The organism is Paenibacillus sp. F4 (assembly GCF_002894905.1).
GTDB classification, from domain to species: Bacteria; Bacillota; Bacilli; order Paenibacillales; family Paenibacillaceae; genus Paenibacillus; species Paenibacillus polymyxa_B.
In genome coordinates, this window is record NZ_POVS01000009.1 from 786,395 (window position 1) to 801,056 (window position 14,662).

General features: G+C 44.9%; 14 protein-coding genes. 7 read left to right on the plus strand and 7 right to left on the minus strand.

What is annotated here, in order from left to right:
• The first annotated feature begins 69 nt into the window (after positions 1-69).
• The 4 genes from C1T21_RS10730 to C1T21_RS10745 all read left to right on the plus strand — a co-directional run bounded on the left by C1T21_RS10730 (position 70) and on the right by C1T21_RS10745 (position 3,876).
• A complete protein-coding gene (locus C1T21_RS10730) occupies positions 70-621 on the plus strand; it encodes a PepSY domain-containing protein (protein ID WP_103048223.1) in 552 nt (183 codons plus the stop codon).
• A gap of 206 nt (positions 622-827) precedes the next feature.
• Complete coding sequence (locus C1T21_RS10735) at positions 828-1,838, plus strand: aminoglycoside phosphotransferase family protein (RefSeq protein ID WP_103048224.1); 1,011 nt, start codon at positions 828-830, stop codon at positions 1,836-1,838.
• A gap of 18 nt (positions 1,839-1,856) precedes the next feature.
• On the plus strand, positions 1,857-2,753 hold the full coding sequence (locus tag C1T21_RS10740; protein WP_103048225.1) for an aminoglycoside phosphotransferase family protein: 897 nt from the start codon (positions 1,857-1,859) through the stop codon (positions 2,751-2,753).
• 244 nt (positions 2,754-2,997) lie between these two features.
• Positions 2,998-3,876, plus strand: a complete 879-nt coding sequence (locus tag C1T21_RS10745) for an arylamine N-acetyltransferase family protein (protein ID WP_103048226.1) — start codon at positions 2,998-3,000, stop codon at positions 3,874-3,876.
• 38 nt (positions 3,877-3,914) lie between these two features.
• Here the strand turns inward: C1T21_RS10745 and C1T21_RS10750 are convergent, their stop codons facing one another.
• Both C1T21_RS10750 and C1T21_RS10755 read right to left on the minus strand, forming a co-directional pair.
• Complete coding sequence (locus C1T21_RS10750) at positions 3,915-4,937, minus strand: globin-coupled sensor protein (RefSeq protein ID WP_103048227.1); 1,023 nt, start codon at positions 4,935-4,937, stop codon at positions 3,915-3,917.
• Between the two features lie 298 nt (positions 4,938-5,235).
• Positions 5,236-7,131 carry a PrkA family serine protein kinase gene (locus C1T21_RS10755; protein ID WP_103048228.1) on the minus strand — a complete coding sequence of 632 codons (1,896 nt, stop codon included), beginning with the start codon at positions 7,129-7,131 and terminating at the stop codon, positions 5,236-5,238.
• A gap of 283 nt (positions 7,132-7,414) precedes the next feature.
• Here C1T21_RS10755 and C1T21_RS10760 point away from each other — a divergent pair, with 283 nt between their 5' ends.
• A complete protein-coding gene (locus tag C1T21_RS10760; RefSeq protein ID WP_103048229.1) occupies positions 7,415-8,248 on the plus strand; it encodes a DUF2161 domain-containing phosphodiesterase in 834 nt (277 codons plus the stop codon).
• Positions 8,249-8,267: 19 nt separating this feature from the next.
• Here C1T21_RS10760 and C1T21_RS10765 read toward each other — a convergent pair whose 3' ends face one another.
• Together C1T21_RS10765 and C1T21_RS10770 are read right to left on the minus strand one after the other, a co-directional pair.
• Complete coding sequence (locus tag C1T21_RS10765) at positions 8,268-9,521, minus strand: aminotransferase-like domain-containing protein (RefSeq protein WP_103048230.1); 1,254 nt, start codon at positions 9,519-9,521, stop codon at positions 8,268-8,270.
• Positions 9,522-9,571: 50 nt separating this feature from the next.
• Positions 9,572-10,228, minus strand: coding sequence for a response regulator transcription factor (locus C1T21_RS10770; protein WP_023987808.1), 657 nt, complete (start codon positions 10,226-10,228; stop codon positions 9,572-9,574).
• Positions 10,229-10,503: 275 nt separating this feature from the next.
• On the opposite strand from C1T21_RS10770, the gene C1T21_RS10775 reads away from it, so the two are divergent.
• Together C1T21_RS10775 and C1T21_RS10780 are read left to right on the plus strand one after the other, a co-directional pair.
• A complete protein-coding gene (locus C1T21_RS10775; RefSeq protein ID WP_023987807.1) occupies positions 10,504-10,911 on the plus strand; it encodes a hypothetical protein in 408 nt (135 codons plus the stop codon).
• A complete protein-coding gene (locus C1T21_RS10780) occupies positions 10,908-11,975 on the plus strand; it encodes a phosphodiester glycosidase family protein (protein WP_103048231.1) in 1,068 nt (355 codons plus the stop codon). The genes C1T21_RS10775 and C1T21_RS10780 overlap by 4 nt, the downstream gene beginning before the upstream one ends.
• 98 nt (positions 11,976-12,073) lie before the next feature.
• On the opposite strand, the gene C1T21_RS10785 is transcribed toward C1T21_RS10780, so the two are convergent.
• The 3 genes from C1T21_RS10785 to serC form a co-directional block, all read right to left on the minus strand.
• Positions 12,074-12,322 (minus strand): AbrB/MazE/SpoVT family DNA-binding domain-containing protein, encoded by a 249-nt coding sequence (locus C1T21_RS10785; RefSeq protein WP_013309439.1) that lies wholly within the window; start codon positions 12,320-12,322, stop codon positions 12,074-12,076.
• Positions 12,323-12,697: 375 nt separating this feature from the next.
• On the minus strand, positions 12,698-13,162 hold the full coding sequence (gene trmL, locus C1T21_RS10790; protein ID WP_103048232.1) for a tRNA (uridine(34)/cytosine(34)/5-carboxymethylaminomethyluridine(34)-2'-O)-methyltransferase TrmL: 465 nt from the start codon (positions 13,160-13,162) through the stop codon (positions 12,698-12,700).
• A 238-nt stretch (positions 13,163-13,400) separates the two neighbouring features.
• Positions 13,401-14,492: a 3-phosphoserine/phosphohydroxythreonine transaminase gene (gene serC, locus C1T21_RS10795; protein ID WP_103048233.1), complete on the minus strand. Its 1,092-nt coding sequence runs from the start codon at positions 14,490-14,492 to the stop codon at positions 13,401-13,403.
• Positions 14,493-14,662: the final 170 nt, after the last annotated feature.

A 14,662-nucleotide genomic window follows, 5' to 3' on the forward strand; every position in this document is an offset into this window, starting at 1 on the left:
CTATTATGTTCCTCTCATGTTCAAGAGATAAGCTGTATTCATGCTTATAGCACAAGGAGGAATGATGTAATGAAAAAAAACTATACATTAGGAATTATGGCAGCCACGGTTCTGCTTGGAGTTACAGTTACGGGTGTCTCAGCGAATGCCGTATGGGCCGCTAAACCTACGGGCCTTATTGGAGCGACCGCCGCTGCCAACATTGCCAAGAAGGCTGTGGGGAATAATGCACAAGTTGAAGATGTCGAACTGGAGCGCAAGAACGGAAAAGTCTACTATGAGGTGGATCTCCAGCAAGGGGATAAAGATTGGGATATAGATGTTGATGCTTATACTGGGAAAACCATCCGTTCCCATTCTGAGCTTGATCATGACTCGAATGACGAGTCCTCCCTTAACAAGCCAAATGACATCACCCTGACTGAAAAACAGGCTGGACAAATTGCGCTTAAGCACGTACCCGGGAGTACCCTTTTGTCTTCTAAATTGGATAAGGAAGATGGACAGTTCATCTACGAGGTAAAGGTACTCACCAACGAAGGAACCGTTGAGCTTGAAATCCATGCATCATCTGGCGCAATCGTGGATACAGACGAAGATGATGATGACAACGAATATTAATCACTCAGGTCATAATCAGGGTAACTAAATGTAGAGCTAATTAAAACGGAGCAGCGAACTTTCGCTGCTCCGTTTTTTTGACCAATGTGACACAGGAAAAGAACGAAGATGGCTCCATAAAACTGCACCTATTATTTCTTCATGAATAGACTGATAACTAACAGAGGATTACCTTTTTCTTCAATCCAAAGTCAAGTGAGGTTCTTATGGCGAAATCCTATACTAAAGCACAGATTCGCAAAATCACTCGTCGTTTCGGCCTGATCCCGTTAAAATCAAGCTTAGTCTCATCATTATACCGAAAAAATGCAGTGATCAAGGTGAAAACGAAAAAAGGAACTTATGCATTAAAGCCCTTTAGTCGTACAAAGATGGTCCGTTCAAATACGATTCAACAGATGGAACAAGCTGCGCGCCATATAAGGCTTTTGAAAAAGAGAAAGTATACCTACATGCCCGCATGGCTCCCCACTCATTCCGGCAAGTTATGGACTCTACATCAAGGAACGCCATTTTATGTAAGCCAGTGGATCAAAGGACGGGGACTGGAGACCGCTGAAGATTTTGAAAAACTGGGGCGGGCACTTGCCACACTTCACGCCACCTCCACCGGCTTGCATCGGATGGATAAAGGAAAGTCCCCTCCGACCATTCAACAATTGCGGATATGGAAAAACCAAGATCGTCTTTTTCAAAGAAAAATGACAAAAACCAGTCGCGATGATAAAACGTACCGAAACTGGTACAATGCTCACGGCGAAGACTGCAAACGTTTATCCAGGCGAGCATGGAAGGATTTGCAGGACACATCCATTATAAGGCTGCTTCGGATGGAACATCGTCATCCCTCCTTGATACACAGTGATATCACTACCCCGAATGTCATTATTTCGGATGACGGTCATCTCAAAATCATTGATTGGGATCGTGTTAAGATCGGCTCAGTCTATGCTGATTTGGCAAAGGCCCTTATGAATACGACTCAATTCAATCCTGAATTTGTGCAATCCTTGCTGAAGGGATACCAAAAACGCAAACCACTAAGCCGTACTGAACGGAAGATTGTTACAGCTTTATATAAACTACCACGAGAAGCCTGGCATGCTTCCCGACACCCGAATCGTTCAAGAGATCGCGAAATCCTGGACAATTGGAATCAGTCGTGGCCTCTTCGATTACAAATCATCCATATTTTGCAGGAGTGGGCTCATGTATAAAAGAAAGTGAGGATCAAAATGTCGATTTTATCGAACGTTGAGCAGATGTACGGAATCAAAATTCAGCGTAGCCGTCAAATGAAGGACATTCACAAGATTGAGACCGCTAATACGACTTATTGCTTAAAACCCTATAAATTCCCGGAAGAAGAGATCCGTTTTATTACACGTGTCTTGTCCTACTTGGATGAGCGCGGGTTTACACGCAGCCAAAAGGTCTATCCAACAGTACAACAAATGGCTTACATGACCTATGAAGGTGTTTCGTATACATTAACCAATTGGGTTCATGGACTCAGACCAGAATTCACAAAAAGAATAGACTTCAAAAAGGGAATTGCTACGTTAGCCAAATTCCATTCCAGTGCCGTGGGCTTTCCTGTCACTGAAGCTCCGCCATCCAGAATCCGTTATGAAGGCTTGAGCGATGAAATAGCTGGATACAAAAAACGCCTCATCCCATACAGAGGCACAGCACATCTCGTAGCTCTTTGTGAAGAAGTGTCCAATCGCCTACAGCAATCCAAAGTTAGAGAAGCCATTGCTCAGGAGCAAAAAGCCGCAGCATTTATCCACGGCGACTATAATTATCCCAATCTGATTAAAGACAAACAGCTCAAAATCCATATGATCGACTTTGAAAATTGCTCCCTACATGTAAGGATGAAAGATCTCTCCCATCTTCTTCATCGGAATTGTCTTTGGAATGGGACAAAGATGCTGCGCGCGATAGATTACTATCAACGATATCGTCCATTGAGCACCCATGATTTGCATCTGCTTCACGCACTATTGATCTCTCCCTATCATGTGGTCCGCAATATCAGAATAGGCGGCTTCCGTTCTGCCAAGCGAGTCATTCCGTCGTTCGTGCATTTGAACAAATACCGACGTGAACTTAGATCGTTATTATAATCTGTCAGCTTGGAACTAAACAAAAAAACAGACCCGATAAAACGGTCTGTTTTTTTGTTTTCTGACAACCAACTACAGGAAAAGCGCATGCCGCTAAAGCCAATCGAATTGCTGACTGTACCGGTACAACCAAAAATTTATAGCATTGTAAACAGCACTCCCCCCTTCTACAATGATGCTAAGACTCAATGCTCAATGGTTTCGAGAAGAGAATTTGGGAAACTAACAATAGAGGTGATTGTACATGTACACCATGACAAAAGAAGAAATAAAAGCTTATTTAAACAGAATCGGAATTCCCGAAATTCAGTCTCCTACCCTTTCCTATCTAGTTGAGCTGCATAAGGCTCATGTAAAACATCTTTCATGGCAAACATTGGACATTTTTGCAAGGAAGCCGGCAGCCATTGGTTTTCAAGAATCCGTTCAACTCATTCTACATGGGAGAAGTGGTTATTGTTTTCATCTGAATGGTGCCTTTAGTGCACTACTATATTCACTAGGGTACAAAGTTTCTCTGCATCGTGCCGGGGTACAACCTCTGGGAGCTGAACCACGCATTAATTCATTTCATCTTGGACTAACAGTGAACTTGCTAAATGAGCAGCAAGAAGATGAAGTATGGATTGTTGATGTTGGGCTGGGCGATATGCCATATGAGCCTCTTCCACTCCGTATGGGGACTTATGAACAAGCCCCTCTTCATTATAAAGTCATGGAATCCGGGGTTGTTACAAAAGGTTGGCGCTTAGAGCATGACTCGCTTGCTTCATTTGTTGGCGTTGATTTTGCTCCTGCGGTTGTTCAGGATTTGGAAGAATTTATGCCGAAACATCATTTCTATAGCCGCTCACCGGAATCTCCATGGTTTAACCTGTTTCTGATTCGGCAAAGGCAAGCATTAGAGGCGAATGAACTCAGAGGATGTATTTGGAAAAAACGCGGGCTAAACGGTTTGGAAAAAATAGAGCTGGATAAGAAGTCGCAGTGGCTGGAAGTGTTGGCAGATGTATTTGGCGAGCCGCTCGTTAACTACAGTCGCCAGGAACGGGACGAGTTATGGAAAAGAGTACTTGCGGATCATATAGAATGGAAAAAGTCTATGACTGAATCGTTACAATAGTGAAGCCTCCAACGTAAGGATAGCCTTCAAGCCATATCTTACACCTTTAGCATTTCCGAGGAGTGCTGCAGCATTTCCAATTCCTTCACCATGTTTTCGATCAGCTTTGTAAACGAAGCCAATTCCTCTGAGCTGGAGGCCTGTTGCCGAGCACTGGCTGTTGTGGCAGCTGTTTCGGATTGCACACTGTCAAGCATACGGGCAATATCCAGCACCTTGCGCTGAATTTGCTCCTGTGCTTGCTTTGAATTCGATGCAAGCTTTCGCACCTCCTGTGCCACAATTTGAAACCCGCGCCCTGCTTCCTGCGCATGGGCAGCCTCAATCGCCGCATTCAGTCCCAGCAGATGAGTCTGATTGGACAGTTCCCGGATCGTACCACTCATCTGCTCAATATGCTTGATCTCGTCACTCAAATGCTGTACCAATTCCTCTGTATGTTCCTGAGAAGAAGCAGTGTTGCAGGCACTCTCCGCGATATTATCCGTATTTTCCCTAAGCTCAGCAATCATCCCGGTCAAATTTTGCGCAATTCGGGACACAACGGTCAGCATCTGCGTTTGTTCGTCGGCCAGCTCGTTGATTTGTTCCTTTTCCTTTTCCTGATAAGCTTCCAGTACAAGCTGGGAATCCAGGTTGAACATTTTGGAAAGAGCATGCACAATAGAAAACCAGTCCTCTATCCCCGAACGCTTTAAAATGTCGACTGCAATATCAAGATAAGCAATGTACGTGCCCAAATAATAATCAGAAGACAATCCGATTCGGGAATGTACCTGCCCCACAAAAAGACGGTGTTCGATAAACTGATCATCTATTTTTCCATCTGCGAGAGAAAGCCAGTATTCACGTTGTGTTTGTTTTAGTCGCTCAATATTCGACCATTTGGAAATAATCGACATGAGATGCGGAACCTTTTCTACATGCTCATAAAACCGATCGACCACCTCATTCACAATAGATTGGAATAGTCCCTGATAATGATGCAATAAAGCCAAATCATCATCAGTAATACCAATATATTGTATCTGTTTTAATCTACTCTCCGCGACATGAATCATAAGTTCCTCCAAATAATAATAGTTTACATAGATTTTACATTACCATATTTATCGGCAACTTTTTAGAAAATGTTAAAAAAGCAGAAGATTGATTATGATTTTTTTCATAGCAATTTCAGAAAAAAATATATAAAATCAACTTCTCGATTATACAAAAAAAGAATCCGGCAGCACCTGAAATTCCCTGTGCTTGCCGAATCCCCTCTACGAAACACGTTCATTGGATACCTCACAACCGTGTGGCACCATCCAGATCAACCCATGGTTTCACCATACTGTACTTGTTTATTATTTCGTCTTACCGATTCAGGAGGCTACCTACATACCTCAACAGATCGTTGGCGCTGGCTCCTGTGTAGCCATGCTCCTCAATCAGTCGCTTAATCACCTCATTCATCCGTTTGAGCTGATTAGCGTCAGGCGTTTTGGTCGAAGTCGTAATCTTCACAATATCCTTCAAATCGGCGAACAGCTTCTTCTCAATGGCTTCTCGCAGCCGATCATGATGATGATACTCAAACTTCCGTCCCTTGCGAGAATACGCGGAAATACGGATTAATATTTCTTCACGGAACGCTTTTTTCGCATTTTCGGATACCCCGATTTGCTCCTCAATAGAGCGCATGAGCCGCTCATCCGGGTCGAGTTCCTCATCTGTGAGCGGATCGCGAATTTTCGCCCAATTGCAAAAAGCTTCGATGTTATCCAAATAGTTGTCAAACAGCGTCTTCGCTGATTCCTCGAAAGAGTACACAAAGGCCTTCTGCACTTCTTTTTTCGCCAATTCGTCATATTCCTTACGAGCCACGGAAATGAAATTCAGATAGCGCTCCCGTTCTTCCTTTGTGATGGAGGCATGTTGATCCAGACCATCCTTAATTGCTCGTAAAATGTCCAGGGCACTGATGGATTCCACATTTTGCTTAATCAATGCACTAGAAATACGATTAATGACGTACCGCGGATCTACCCCGGACATGCCTTCCTCCAGAAACTCACTTTGCATTTCTTTCAGATCGGCTTCCTTGTATCCTTCGACCTCTTCACCGTCATACATGCGCATCTTTTTGACCAGATCCATCCCCTGTTTCTTCGTCTCCTTCAAGCGGGTAAGCACTGAGAAAATGGCAGCCGTTCGCAGCGCATGAGGCGCAATGTGGATATGTCTCATATCACTTTGATCAATGAGCTTGGCGTAAATCTTTTCTTCCTCAGATACTTTCAGGTTATAAGGAATCGGCATTACAATCATCCGGGATTGCAACGCCTCGTTCTTTTTGTTTGCAATAAAGCTTTTATACTCGGATTCATTGGTGTGAGCCACGATCAATTCATCTGCACTGATGAGCGCAAACCGCCCAGCCTTAAAATTTCCCTCTTGGGTCAGAGAAAGCAAATTCCACAAAAACTTCTCATCGCATTTCAGCATTTCCTGAAACTCCATCAGTCCACGATTTGCTTTGTTCAATTCTCCGTCAAACCGATACGCACGCGGATCGGATTCCGAACCATACTCTGTAATCGTGGAAAAGTCGATGCTGCCCGTCAAATCAGCAATATCCTGTGACTTCGGATCAGAAGGGCTGAACGTACCAATACCAATCCGGTTTTCTTCTGATATAAATACCCGCTCCACGCGGACCTTTTCAATATCACCATCAAATTCCGTGCGCAATCTCATCTGGCAGGATGGGCAGAGATTACCTTCAATCCGTACACCCAGCTCCTTTTCAAAATCGGGACGTAGCTCATGGGGAATCAGATGAAGCGGGTCCTCGTGCATGGGGCAGCCTTCAATCGCGTAGACGGCTCCCTGATCCGTTCTTGAAAATTTCTCCAGACCACGTTTTAGCAACGTGACCAGTGTCGATTTCCCCCCACTGACGGGTCCCATCAAAAGAAGGATACGCTTGCGAACATCGAGCCGCCTGGCTGAGGAATGGAAATATTCCTCCACCAACTTTTCCAGCGCTCGATCCAGTCCAAAGATCTCCTGCTCAAAAAATTTGTATCGCTTATGTCCCCCAACCTCTTCTACACCAAAAGATTCAATCATCTTGTAAACCCGTGCATGAGCTGTCATCGCCGGCGTCGGGTCTTTCTTGAGTATCTCAATATACTCTCTAAAAGTGCCGCTCCAGGCCAGACGGTTGTTTTCCGCCCGGTACTCCGCAACGCGTTCAAAAATATTCATGCTCGGTTCCTCCCATGACTGCGTAATGACTATCCTCCACTCCTGATGATTATGGCTACACTCGTCACGCCTTTCAGGATATGATGCAATCCCCTTAAAAAAAGTGTAATACATACCTATGCAGATTGATTTCAGAATTGACCTATTTTTTGTGACAGGTCTCTCTGCTTTTTCGAAAAAACCAAGGGATACACTGTGCTAAAATATACAACAACAACGCGGACCTGACGCATTATGATACAATATAAGCTCGGAATAATGGGATAAAGGAGCGGGAGAAGTCATGGCGGTTCGGCATGAGACGGAGCTGTACGCTCCGGTGAAAGCCTTTTTTGAGAACTTGGGATATGAAGTCAAAGGAGAGGTGCGTAACTGCGATTTGGTGGGTATCAAGCCAGGGCAACAGACACCACTGATTGTGGAGATCAAAAAGACGTTTAACCTGGCGCTTGTGCTGCAAGGCATGCAGCGTTTGAAATTAAGCAGCAATGTATATGTAGCTGTAGAACGAAATCGTGCAAAAAAAGGAGCCGTGAATCAGCGCTGGAACGAACTGGTCGGACTGTGCCGCCAGTTGGGACTTGGCTTGCTCACCGTCACCCATTTCAAAACTAAGTCGCCGCTCGTTGAGGTACTGTGTAAGCCTGCGGCGCCTAGCGACAATGTCCACAATGCAGCAACGGTACGCCACGGCTCGCGCAAGGAAAAGCTGCTGCGGGAATTTCACGCACGCAGCGGTGACCACAATACCGGCGGCAGCACCCGACGCAAGCTGGTCACTGCCTACCGGGAAAAAGCGCTGCGCGTAGCCGCAGCCTTGCAGGGCTTGGGGGAAGCTGCCCCGGCTCAGCTCGCCCGCATAGCAGCCGTCAGCACAGCTGCTTCCGTACTTCAGCACAACTACTACGGCTGGTTTGAGCGCGTATCCCGCGGCCGCTATCGACTGACTCCGTTTGGCGAAGCTGCCCTGAACGAGTATGCGGCAGTACTGCAAGAGCATGGCATTAAAACGGCCGCTGAAATAGACGCAGAGCTTGACGAGGACAGTGGACAGCTCCAGATTGCGGAAGCGCCAATCACTTACTCCACCGTTGTTGTGGAAGCGGAGGATGACTGACATGGGGCGATGGTTTTTGCTAGCTCCGCGCAGTAAATTCACTAATCGTCTCACCGATCAGATTCATGCCCATAAGCAATTGCTCACGGCCCGGATGGCTAAAATTGAGGCGAATATGGGACGCGCCTTCACTGCCAACCGCACATAGCGCCCCTGGCATAAAGGCTACGCCTTTGGGTAACGCCGCCTTTAGCAGCAATGCGCTGTCCAGCCCATCGGGCAACTGCACCCATACATACATGCCACCGGACGGAATATGATACGTCACGTCTTTCCAAAACGGGCGCTTGAGCAGCTCCAAGATTAATTGAAGTCGAGTCGAATATTCTTTGTTCAGCATCGCTAAGTGCTCGTGCCATTGAAAACGTGAGCTGGTCAGCAATTGGAACAGCAGCCGTTGGTTCATCGTACTGGATTGCATATCAGCCAGCTGCTTCAAAGCGTACATTCCTTCAATCAGCGGCGCAGGACCAGCAGCCCAACCCGTTCTCAGCGCAGGAGCAACTGTTTTATTGAACGAACCGATATAGAGCACTTGGCCGCCCTGACCCGCATGATCCAGCGCAAATAGAGAGGGGTAAGTCTCTGCAAATTTTCGACTCTGACCATGCGGACTCTTGTCATGGAACTCATTTTTTTGCTTGAAATGCAATTCACCATAAGAATCATCCTCAACTACTAGCACCTCATGATGCCTGCACAGGTCCAAAATTTCCTGCCGCCTAGCCGCGCTCCATAAGGAGCCCGTCGGATTCGTAAACGTCGGCGTGGCAAAAAAAAGCTTGGGTCGATAACGGATCATTAAAGCTTCAAGCTTATCAGGAATGACACCTTCCCCATCTGATTCTACAGGAACGATTTGCGCACCCTGCATAGATAGCACTTGTAAACATCCAGGAGACGTAGGGTTTTCGACCAATACCGGATCACGCTCATCCACCATCAGCCTTATGATCAGGTCAATGGCCTGCTGACTGCCTGTCGTGAGGAGGATTTGACCTGGTGGTACTCTTACTCCTTTACGCTGTTCCCACTCTCCTGCAAGCCATGCTCGCAAAGGGAAATAGCCCTCCGGTTCACCATACTGGAGGGCGTCAGGGCCGGAGCCAAACACATCATGGGCCGCTTCTTCCAGCAGCTTCACCGGAAACAGCTCTTGTGCAGGTAGTTCTTCAGCCAGAGATATAAAGGAGTGTCTTCTCGCATTTTCCCGGATATGACGCACTGGAGAAGCCAACATCGCAGCCGTTCGTGAAGCAAAGGAATATTGCATGAACATCCTCCTTCTCCTGAAAAATAGGTCATGATCTCCGGGCTGACGCGTCAGGCATATAGCTGCTTCATCTGACGCGCATATAAGGCATAACGTTCAATCGCCTGCGCCCGGCTGGACACGCCTAATTTTGCATAAATTTTACGTAGATAATTATCAATGGAGCGCCGGCTAACTTCGATCTCGATAGCAATTTTGTCATATGTAATACCTTGTACAATACGTTCCATAATAAACACTTCGGTTTGTGTCAATTCGTCAAAAGGCTCGGATGCCATTAACGGCATAAAGGGCCAGTTTCCACACCGAATCCAGTCCATTGGTAAAGAAGCAAATCCTTCGCGTAAACCGTTGATCAGATGGATCAACTGGCTCGGTGATGCCTGCTTGGATAGCATTCCATTTGCTCCAAGCGAAATTAGCTGCTGAAACAACGTAATATTATCCTCATCCGTCATAATAACAATATGGCTGTCCGGAGACAAGGCCCGCATTTGTGTCAAAAATGGTTCCGCCGTTCCCTCAGGCAACCTGTAGTCCATTAAAATGATTTCCGGTCGAATGGAGCAAGCCAGTTCCAAGCCTTCCGTTCCGGAGGAAGACATTCCTCTGACAAGCAAATCCTGCTGGTCTTCCAAAATAAGCTTTGTTCCCAGCATACTTGTAGGATGGATATCTATGATGACCACCTGCCATACTTTTCTCATATCTAAACCTCCTGAGTTTACAAAAAAATACATAGTTAGTAGTGAAAATAATTCTAAAATTTAGGATTCCATATGTAGAAATTGCGCGAATGTGAACGTATAGGAAGCGAAAAACGTTTAAGGAAATTGTATCCTAGGACTTCCTTCCGATGCAATCTCTTTTTCCAATATTTTTATATGACTATTTCGCTTTTGCGAAATAAATAGGCCCATGATAGAATTGGTACTGCAAATAAAGACTGGAAATTTGACTTTACACGGGAGTTGAAAATCGTATGCAAGCTTCACCTGAACGTCCTCCTACCGAAGCTCGGCGGAGCAATTCAAGAAAGGGGTTACCCGTAAAGGCTTTTCTGCTATTTTGGTTCATTCTTATTATACTAGGTGCTCTCGCAACCTATCTGTATAGCAATCACTTGAAGCAGCAAATGCTAAACGAGATGCAAACCCATACAGACCAACAGATTCAAGCACTCAAATCTGACTATGAAAAGCAACTGACTGCTCTTTCCAAGGAAGTTAGCGGATTGCAGGGAAAAGTCCAGTCCTTCAATGAACTACTGACCTTTACGAAGGATAATGCAAACAATAAGACCGATAACAGCAATAAACTGTATACCCAATTAAATGAAGTCAAACAGCAACTCAATACACTTCAGAAAAAAATGGACTTGCTAAAATGAATGTAGACGCAAAACAAGTGAACCGGTTCTTTATGTTGGCCCTTGCTCCTTTTATCGGTTTGTTGGGGTATATTTTGTTAGTGCATCCCTCATTGAGCTTTCCTGGGTCTACTTCTTTGAGTCTACAAAAAGCTGAAGTCACTCTACAAATGCAATCAGTAGGGAAGCAGCTTGATGAAGCCAAGCAAACGGCAACATACACCTTGTCTACAATTCGCCGGACTTCTGAGCTATACAAGCAAACGACTCAAACGATGAATCAGCTAGTCGTGACTGCCTCTACGCAGTCCAAGCGGCCCGCGATCATCTATGATCGACGCATCACCGCCAAACTGGGGGTTCCCTATGAGCGGGTAGATAGCAATCGGATTACCATTGAATTATTTAAGGTAAACCCGGGAATTTATCATGGCTACGCTATGAAGGTCAAACTTAAAGATCCTACTGCTATGAAAATGTCTTTGGGAAGTGACAAATTGGGTGGCTCCGAAACCACCATGCGTGCAGTCTTGAGACACGGAGCTATTGCAGGCATCAATGCAGGCGGCTTTGCGGATGGAGACGGCAAACGCTATCCATTAAGCACTACTGTCTTGAACGGCCACTACCTTACTGGCTTTCAGTCCAGTTTTAAGGATTTGTCCTTCGTCGGACTGAGTAACGATGGCAAGCTTATCGGTGGCAAATTTTACAGTCAAGGTGCTCTTGACAGCTTAAAGCCTGCCTTTGGTGCTACCTTCGTTCCCGTCCTGCTGCAAAGGGGACAAAAAATGCCTATTCCTGACAAATGGAAAGTCTCCCCCAAGCGGGCCCCACGTACGGTCATTGGCAACTATAAAGATGATCAGTTGCTCATTATTGTCGTAGACGGCTACAATGAAAGCGGGGGTTCGGGCGCGACGCTCGAAGAACTGCAAGGAAAAATGTACAATCTAGGTGTTCAAGATGCCTATAATTTGGACGGAGGCGGTTCCTCGTCGCTTATACTTAACGGTCGAGTCGTAAACAAACCGTCAGATGGTAATTTGCGTCCAGTCCCTACTCATTTTTTGTTCTATAAATAGCTATGTGTAGTCTGCTAACAAATTAAATATGCTTGCCGACGTACGGCTCTATCCGAAAAAAAGCATCACGAACGAATGTCGTGATGCTTTTGCCTCATTTAGGAGGAATACTGTGTCATTTCTGTCAGGCATTGAGCACAAATATAACGGTCTTTGAAATCGTTCACTTGTTCTACTGACCCGCAGAATACACATTTTGGACGATAACGCTCCAAAATAATGTGGTCACCCTGCACCAAAATTTCGACAGGATCTCCCTCATTCATTTGGTATCTTTTACGCAGTGACTTAGGCAAAACTATTCTCCCCAGCTGATCAACTTTACGTACCACACCGGCAGGTTTCATCGTGATCGTACACCTCTCCTATTGAGTAATAACTTACAAATTTCTTACCATGCGAAAAACTAGGTACAAAGACACTATTCTTTATGTAGTATTCGCTGTCTTTTTGTCGAATCCTGCTGATCACAGGAAATTTTATTACATTTTTTCATAAAATCATGAACCATATCAAAGTATGGTACAGAATGTCTATAATATTTTTATCGACCGGAAAGCCAATTATCATTAGCCCTCGCTGAGAAATTTCGCAAATTTTTGACCATACAACCTTTATTTAAGTTCCACTATCATATTGATTTGAGCAATATAGGGAAACTTTTATTACCAACTAAGGTCCTGGTTCTTTATTCGCATTTATACTTGTTCACTCGATGTTCTTTATGATAAACCTGGAAAATCCATTTGTCTCAGCGCTTCATATACAATAATCGCAGCAGAATTCGACAAGTTTAGAGATCTTACTTTATCAGACATAGGCATCTTGATACATGTATCTGGATTAGCAGCCAGCAGCTCTGGAGGTAAACCTTTCGTCTCTTTACCAAATACCAAGAAGTCTCCATCCTGAAATGCAATATCACTATATCGCTGATTCGCTTTGGTCGTCGCATAAAAAAAGCGACCTTCCTGATATTTCTCCTGCACTTCAGCAAAAGACTCGTGATATTCAATGTGGACAGCATACCAATAATCAAGCCCAGCCCGTTTTAACGTGGCATCGTCGGTACGGAAGCCCAGTGGCTTCACCAGATGCAGATGAGTTCCGGTTGCAGCACACGTTCTGGCAATATTCCCTGTGTTAGCCGGGATTTCCGGCTCGACAAGCACAATATGTAATGGCATCACATTTCGTTCCCTTCATCATTAAATTCATCAGACAAATAACCTACAGTTTAACCAAAGTGTATACATTGAAAACATACACATTCTTTTATTTTAACAAAATCAGACAGATATGAACATCAAACGACAAAAATTTCAACCCACACCATTAAAAGCCTTCCCCTATACACATTCAGGGAAGGCTCTACATTTACTTTTTCGATTCAAATATCGTGTATCGAAATATATGTCCGCGTAATCAACTGTTACGTTGCTTGAATCCGTCCATAAACTCGGCTAATGCTTGACAGTTCTCCAGCGGAACAGCATTGTAGATCGAGGCGCGAAGCCCTCCTACACTGCGATGCCCCTTCAGTCCGATGAACCCGGCCTGTTCGGATTCCTTAATAAATTGTTTTTCCAGATCCTCGTTTGCGAGGCGGAAGGTTACATTCATGATAGAGCGATCAGCGCTGTCCACACAACCACGATAGAAGCCTTCGCTACCGTCAATACGGTCGTATAGCAAAGCAGCTTTCTGCTGGTTCACACGCTCAATGCCTTCCAAACCGCCTTCTTCCTGAATCCATTTCAGCACTTCATTCACCATGTATATGGCAAAGGATGGGGGAGTATTGTAGAGAGAGTTATTTTTTTCATATGTGCTATAACGCAACATCGTAGGAATATTGTCCGGTGAGGAAGTCAGCAACTCTTCACGGGCAATCACGACCGTCACACCAGAAGGTCCCAGATTTTTTTGTGCGCCAGCATAAATCAATCCAAATTGAGTAACATCAAAAGGCTTGCAAAAAATATCACTGGACATGTCCACAATCAAGGGTACGGAACCCGTATCCGGGAATTGCTTAAATTGTGTACCTTCAATCGTTTCGTTGGACGTCATATGCACATAAGCAGTATTCTCAGGCAAGTCCAAGGAATCCACATTCGGAAGACGCATGTACTTCTCATCAGCGGAGGATGCAGCAATATGAGCCTTGCCCAGTAGCTTGGCTTCTTTATATGCCTTGTCCGACCAGCTACCTGTCATTACATAGCTCCCAGTCTGTCCTTCGCGCAAGAAATTTAAAGGCAGCATTGCAAACTGCGTACTTGCGCCCCCTTGTAGGAATAACACCTTGTAGCCTTGTGGATTGCCCAGCAGAGATAACAGGCGTTCCTGCGCCTCATTATGAACAGATTCATACACAGCGCCACGGTGAGACATTTCCATGATCGACATCCCTGTTCCCTGGAAATCTACGAATTCAGCTTGTACACGTTCTAGTACTTTGAGCGGCAATGCCGCTGGTCCTGCATTAAAATTGTAGGCTCTCTTACTCAACAAATTCCCATCCCTTCTCTACTCTGGTGTGGATATTATCGCTATGATAGCAGTATTCATAAATGCGTTCAAGACTTGTATAAAAATGTTTTCAATTTCATTTATGATGTGACAAAGTTGTGAATGTCAACATATTTAACATCTTTATTCTGTGATTTTCACTTTAATATTAA

Coding starts and splice junctions, on each gene's coding strand:
- C1T21_RS10730 (WP_103048223.1), top strand. CDS start 70: ATGAAAAAAAACTATACATTAGGAATTATGGCAGCCACGGTTCTGCTT.
- C1T21_RS10735 (WP_103048224.1), top strand. CDS start 828: ATGGCGAAATCCTATACTAAAGCACAGATTCGCAAAATCACTCGTCGT.
- C1T21_RS10740 (WP_103048225.1), top strand. CDS start 1,857: ATGTCGATTTTATCGAACGTTGAGCAGATGTACGGAATCAAAATTCAG.
- C1T21_RS10745 (WP_103048226.1), top strand. CDS start 2,998: ATGTACACCATGACAAAAGAAGAAATAAAAGCTTATTTAAACAGAATC.
- C1T21_RS10750 (WP_103048227.1), bottom strand. CDS start 4,937: ATGATTCATGTCGCGGAGAGTAGATTAAAACAGATACAATATATTGGT.
- C1T21_RS10755 (WP_103048228.1), bottom strand. CDS start 7,131: ATGAATATTTTTGAACGCGTTGCGGAGTACCGGGCGGAAAACAACCGT.
- C1T21_RS10760 (WP_103048229.1), top strand. CDS start 7,415: ATGGCGGTTCGGCATGAGACGGAGCTGTACGCTCCGGTGAAAGCCTTT.
- C1T21_RS10765 (WP_103048230.1), bottom strand. CDS start 9,521: ATGCAATATTCCTTTGCTTCACGAACGGCTGCGATGTTGGCTTCTCCA.
- C1T21_RS10770 (WP_023987808.1), bottom strand. CDS start 10,228: ATGAGAAAAGTATGGCAGGTGGTCATCATAGATATCCATCCTACAAGT.
- C1T21_RS10775 (WP_023987807.1), top strand. CDS start 10,504: ATGCAAGCTTCACCTGAACGTCCTCCTACCGAAGCTCGGCGGAGCAAT.
- C1T21_RS10780 (WP_103048231.1), top strand. CDS start 10,908: ATGAATGTAGACGCAAAACAAGTGAACCGGTTCTTTATGTTGGCCCTT.
- C1T21_RS10785 (WP_013309439.1), bottom strand. CDS start 12,322: ATGAAACCTGCCGGTGTGGTACGTAAAGTTGATCAGCTGGGGAGAATA.
- trmL (WP_103048232.1), bottom strand. CDS start 13,162: ATGCCATTACATATTGTGCTTGTCGAGCCGGAAATCCCGGCTAACACA.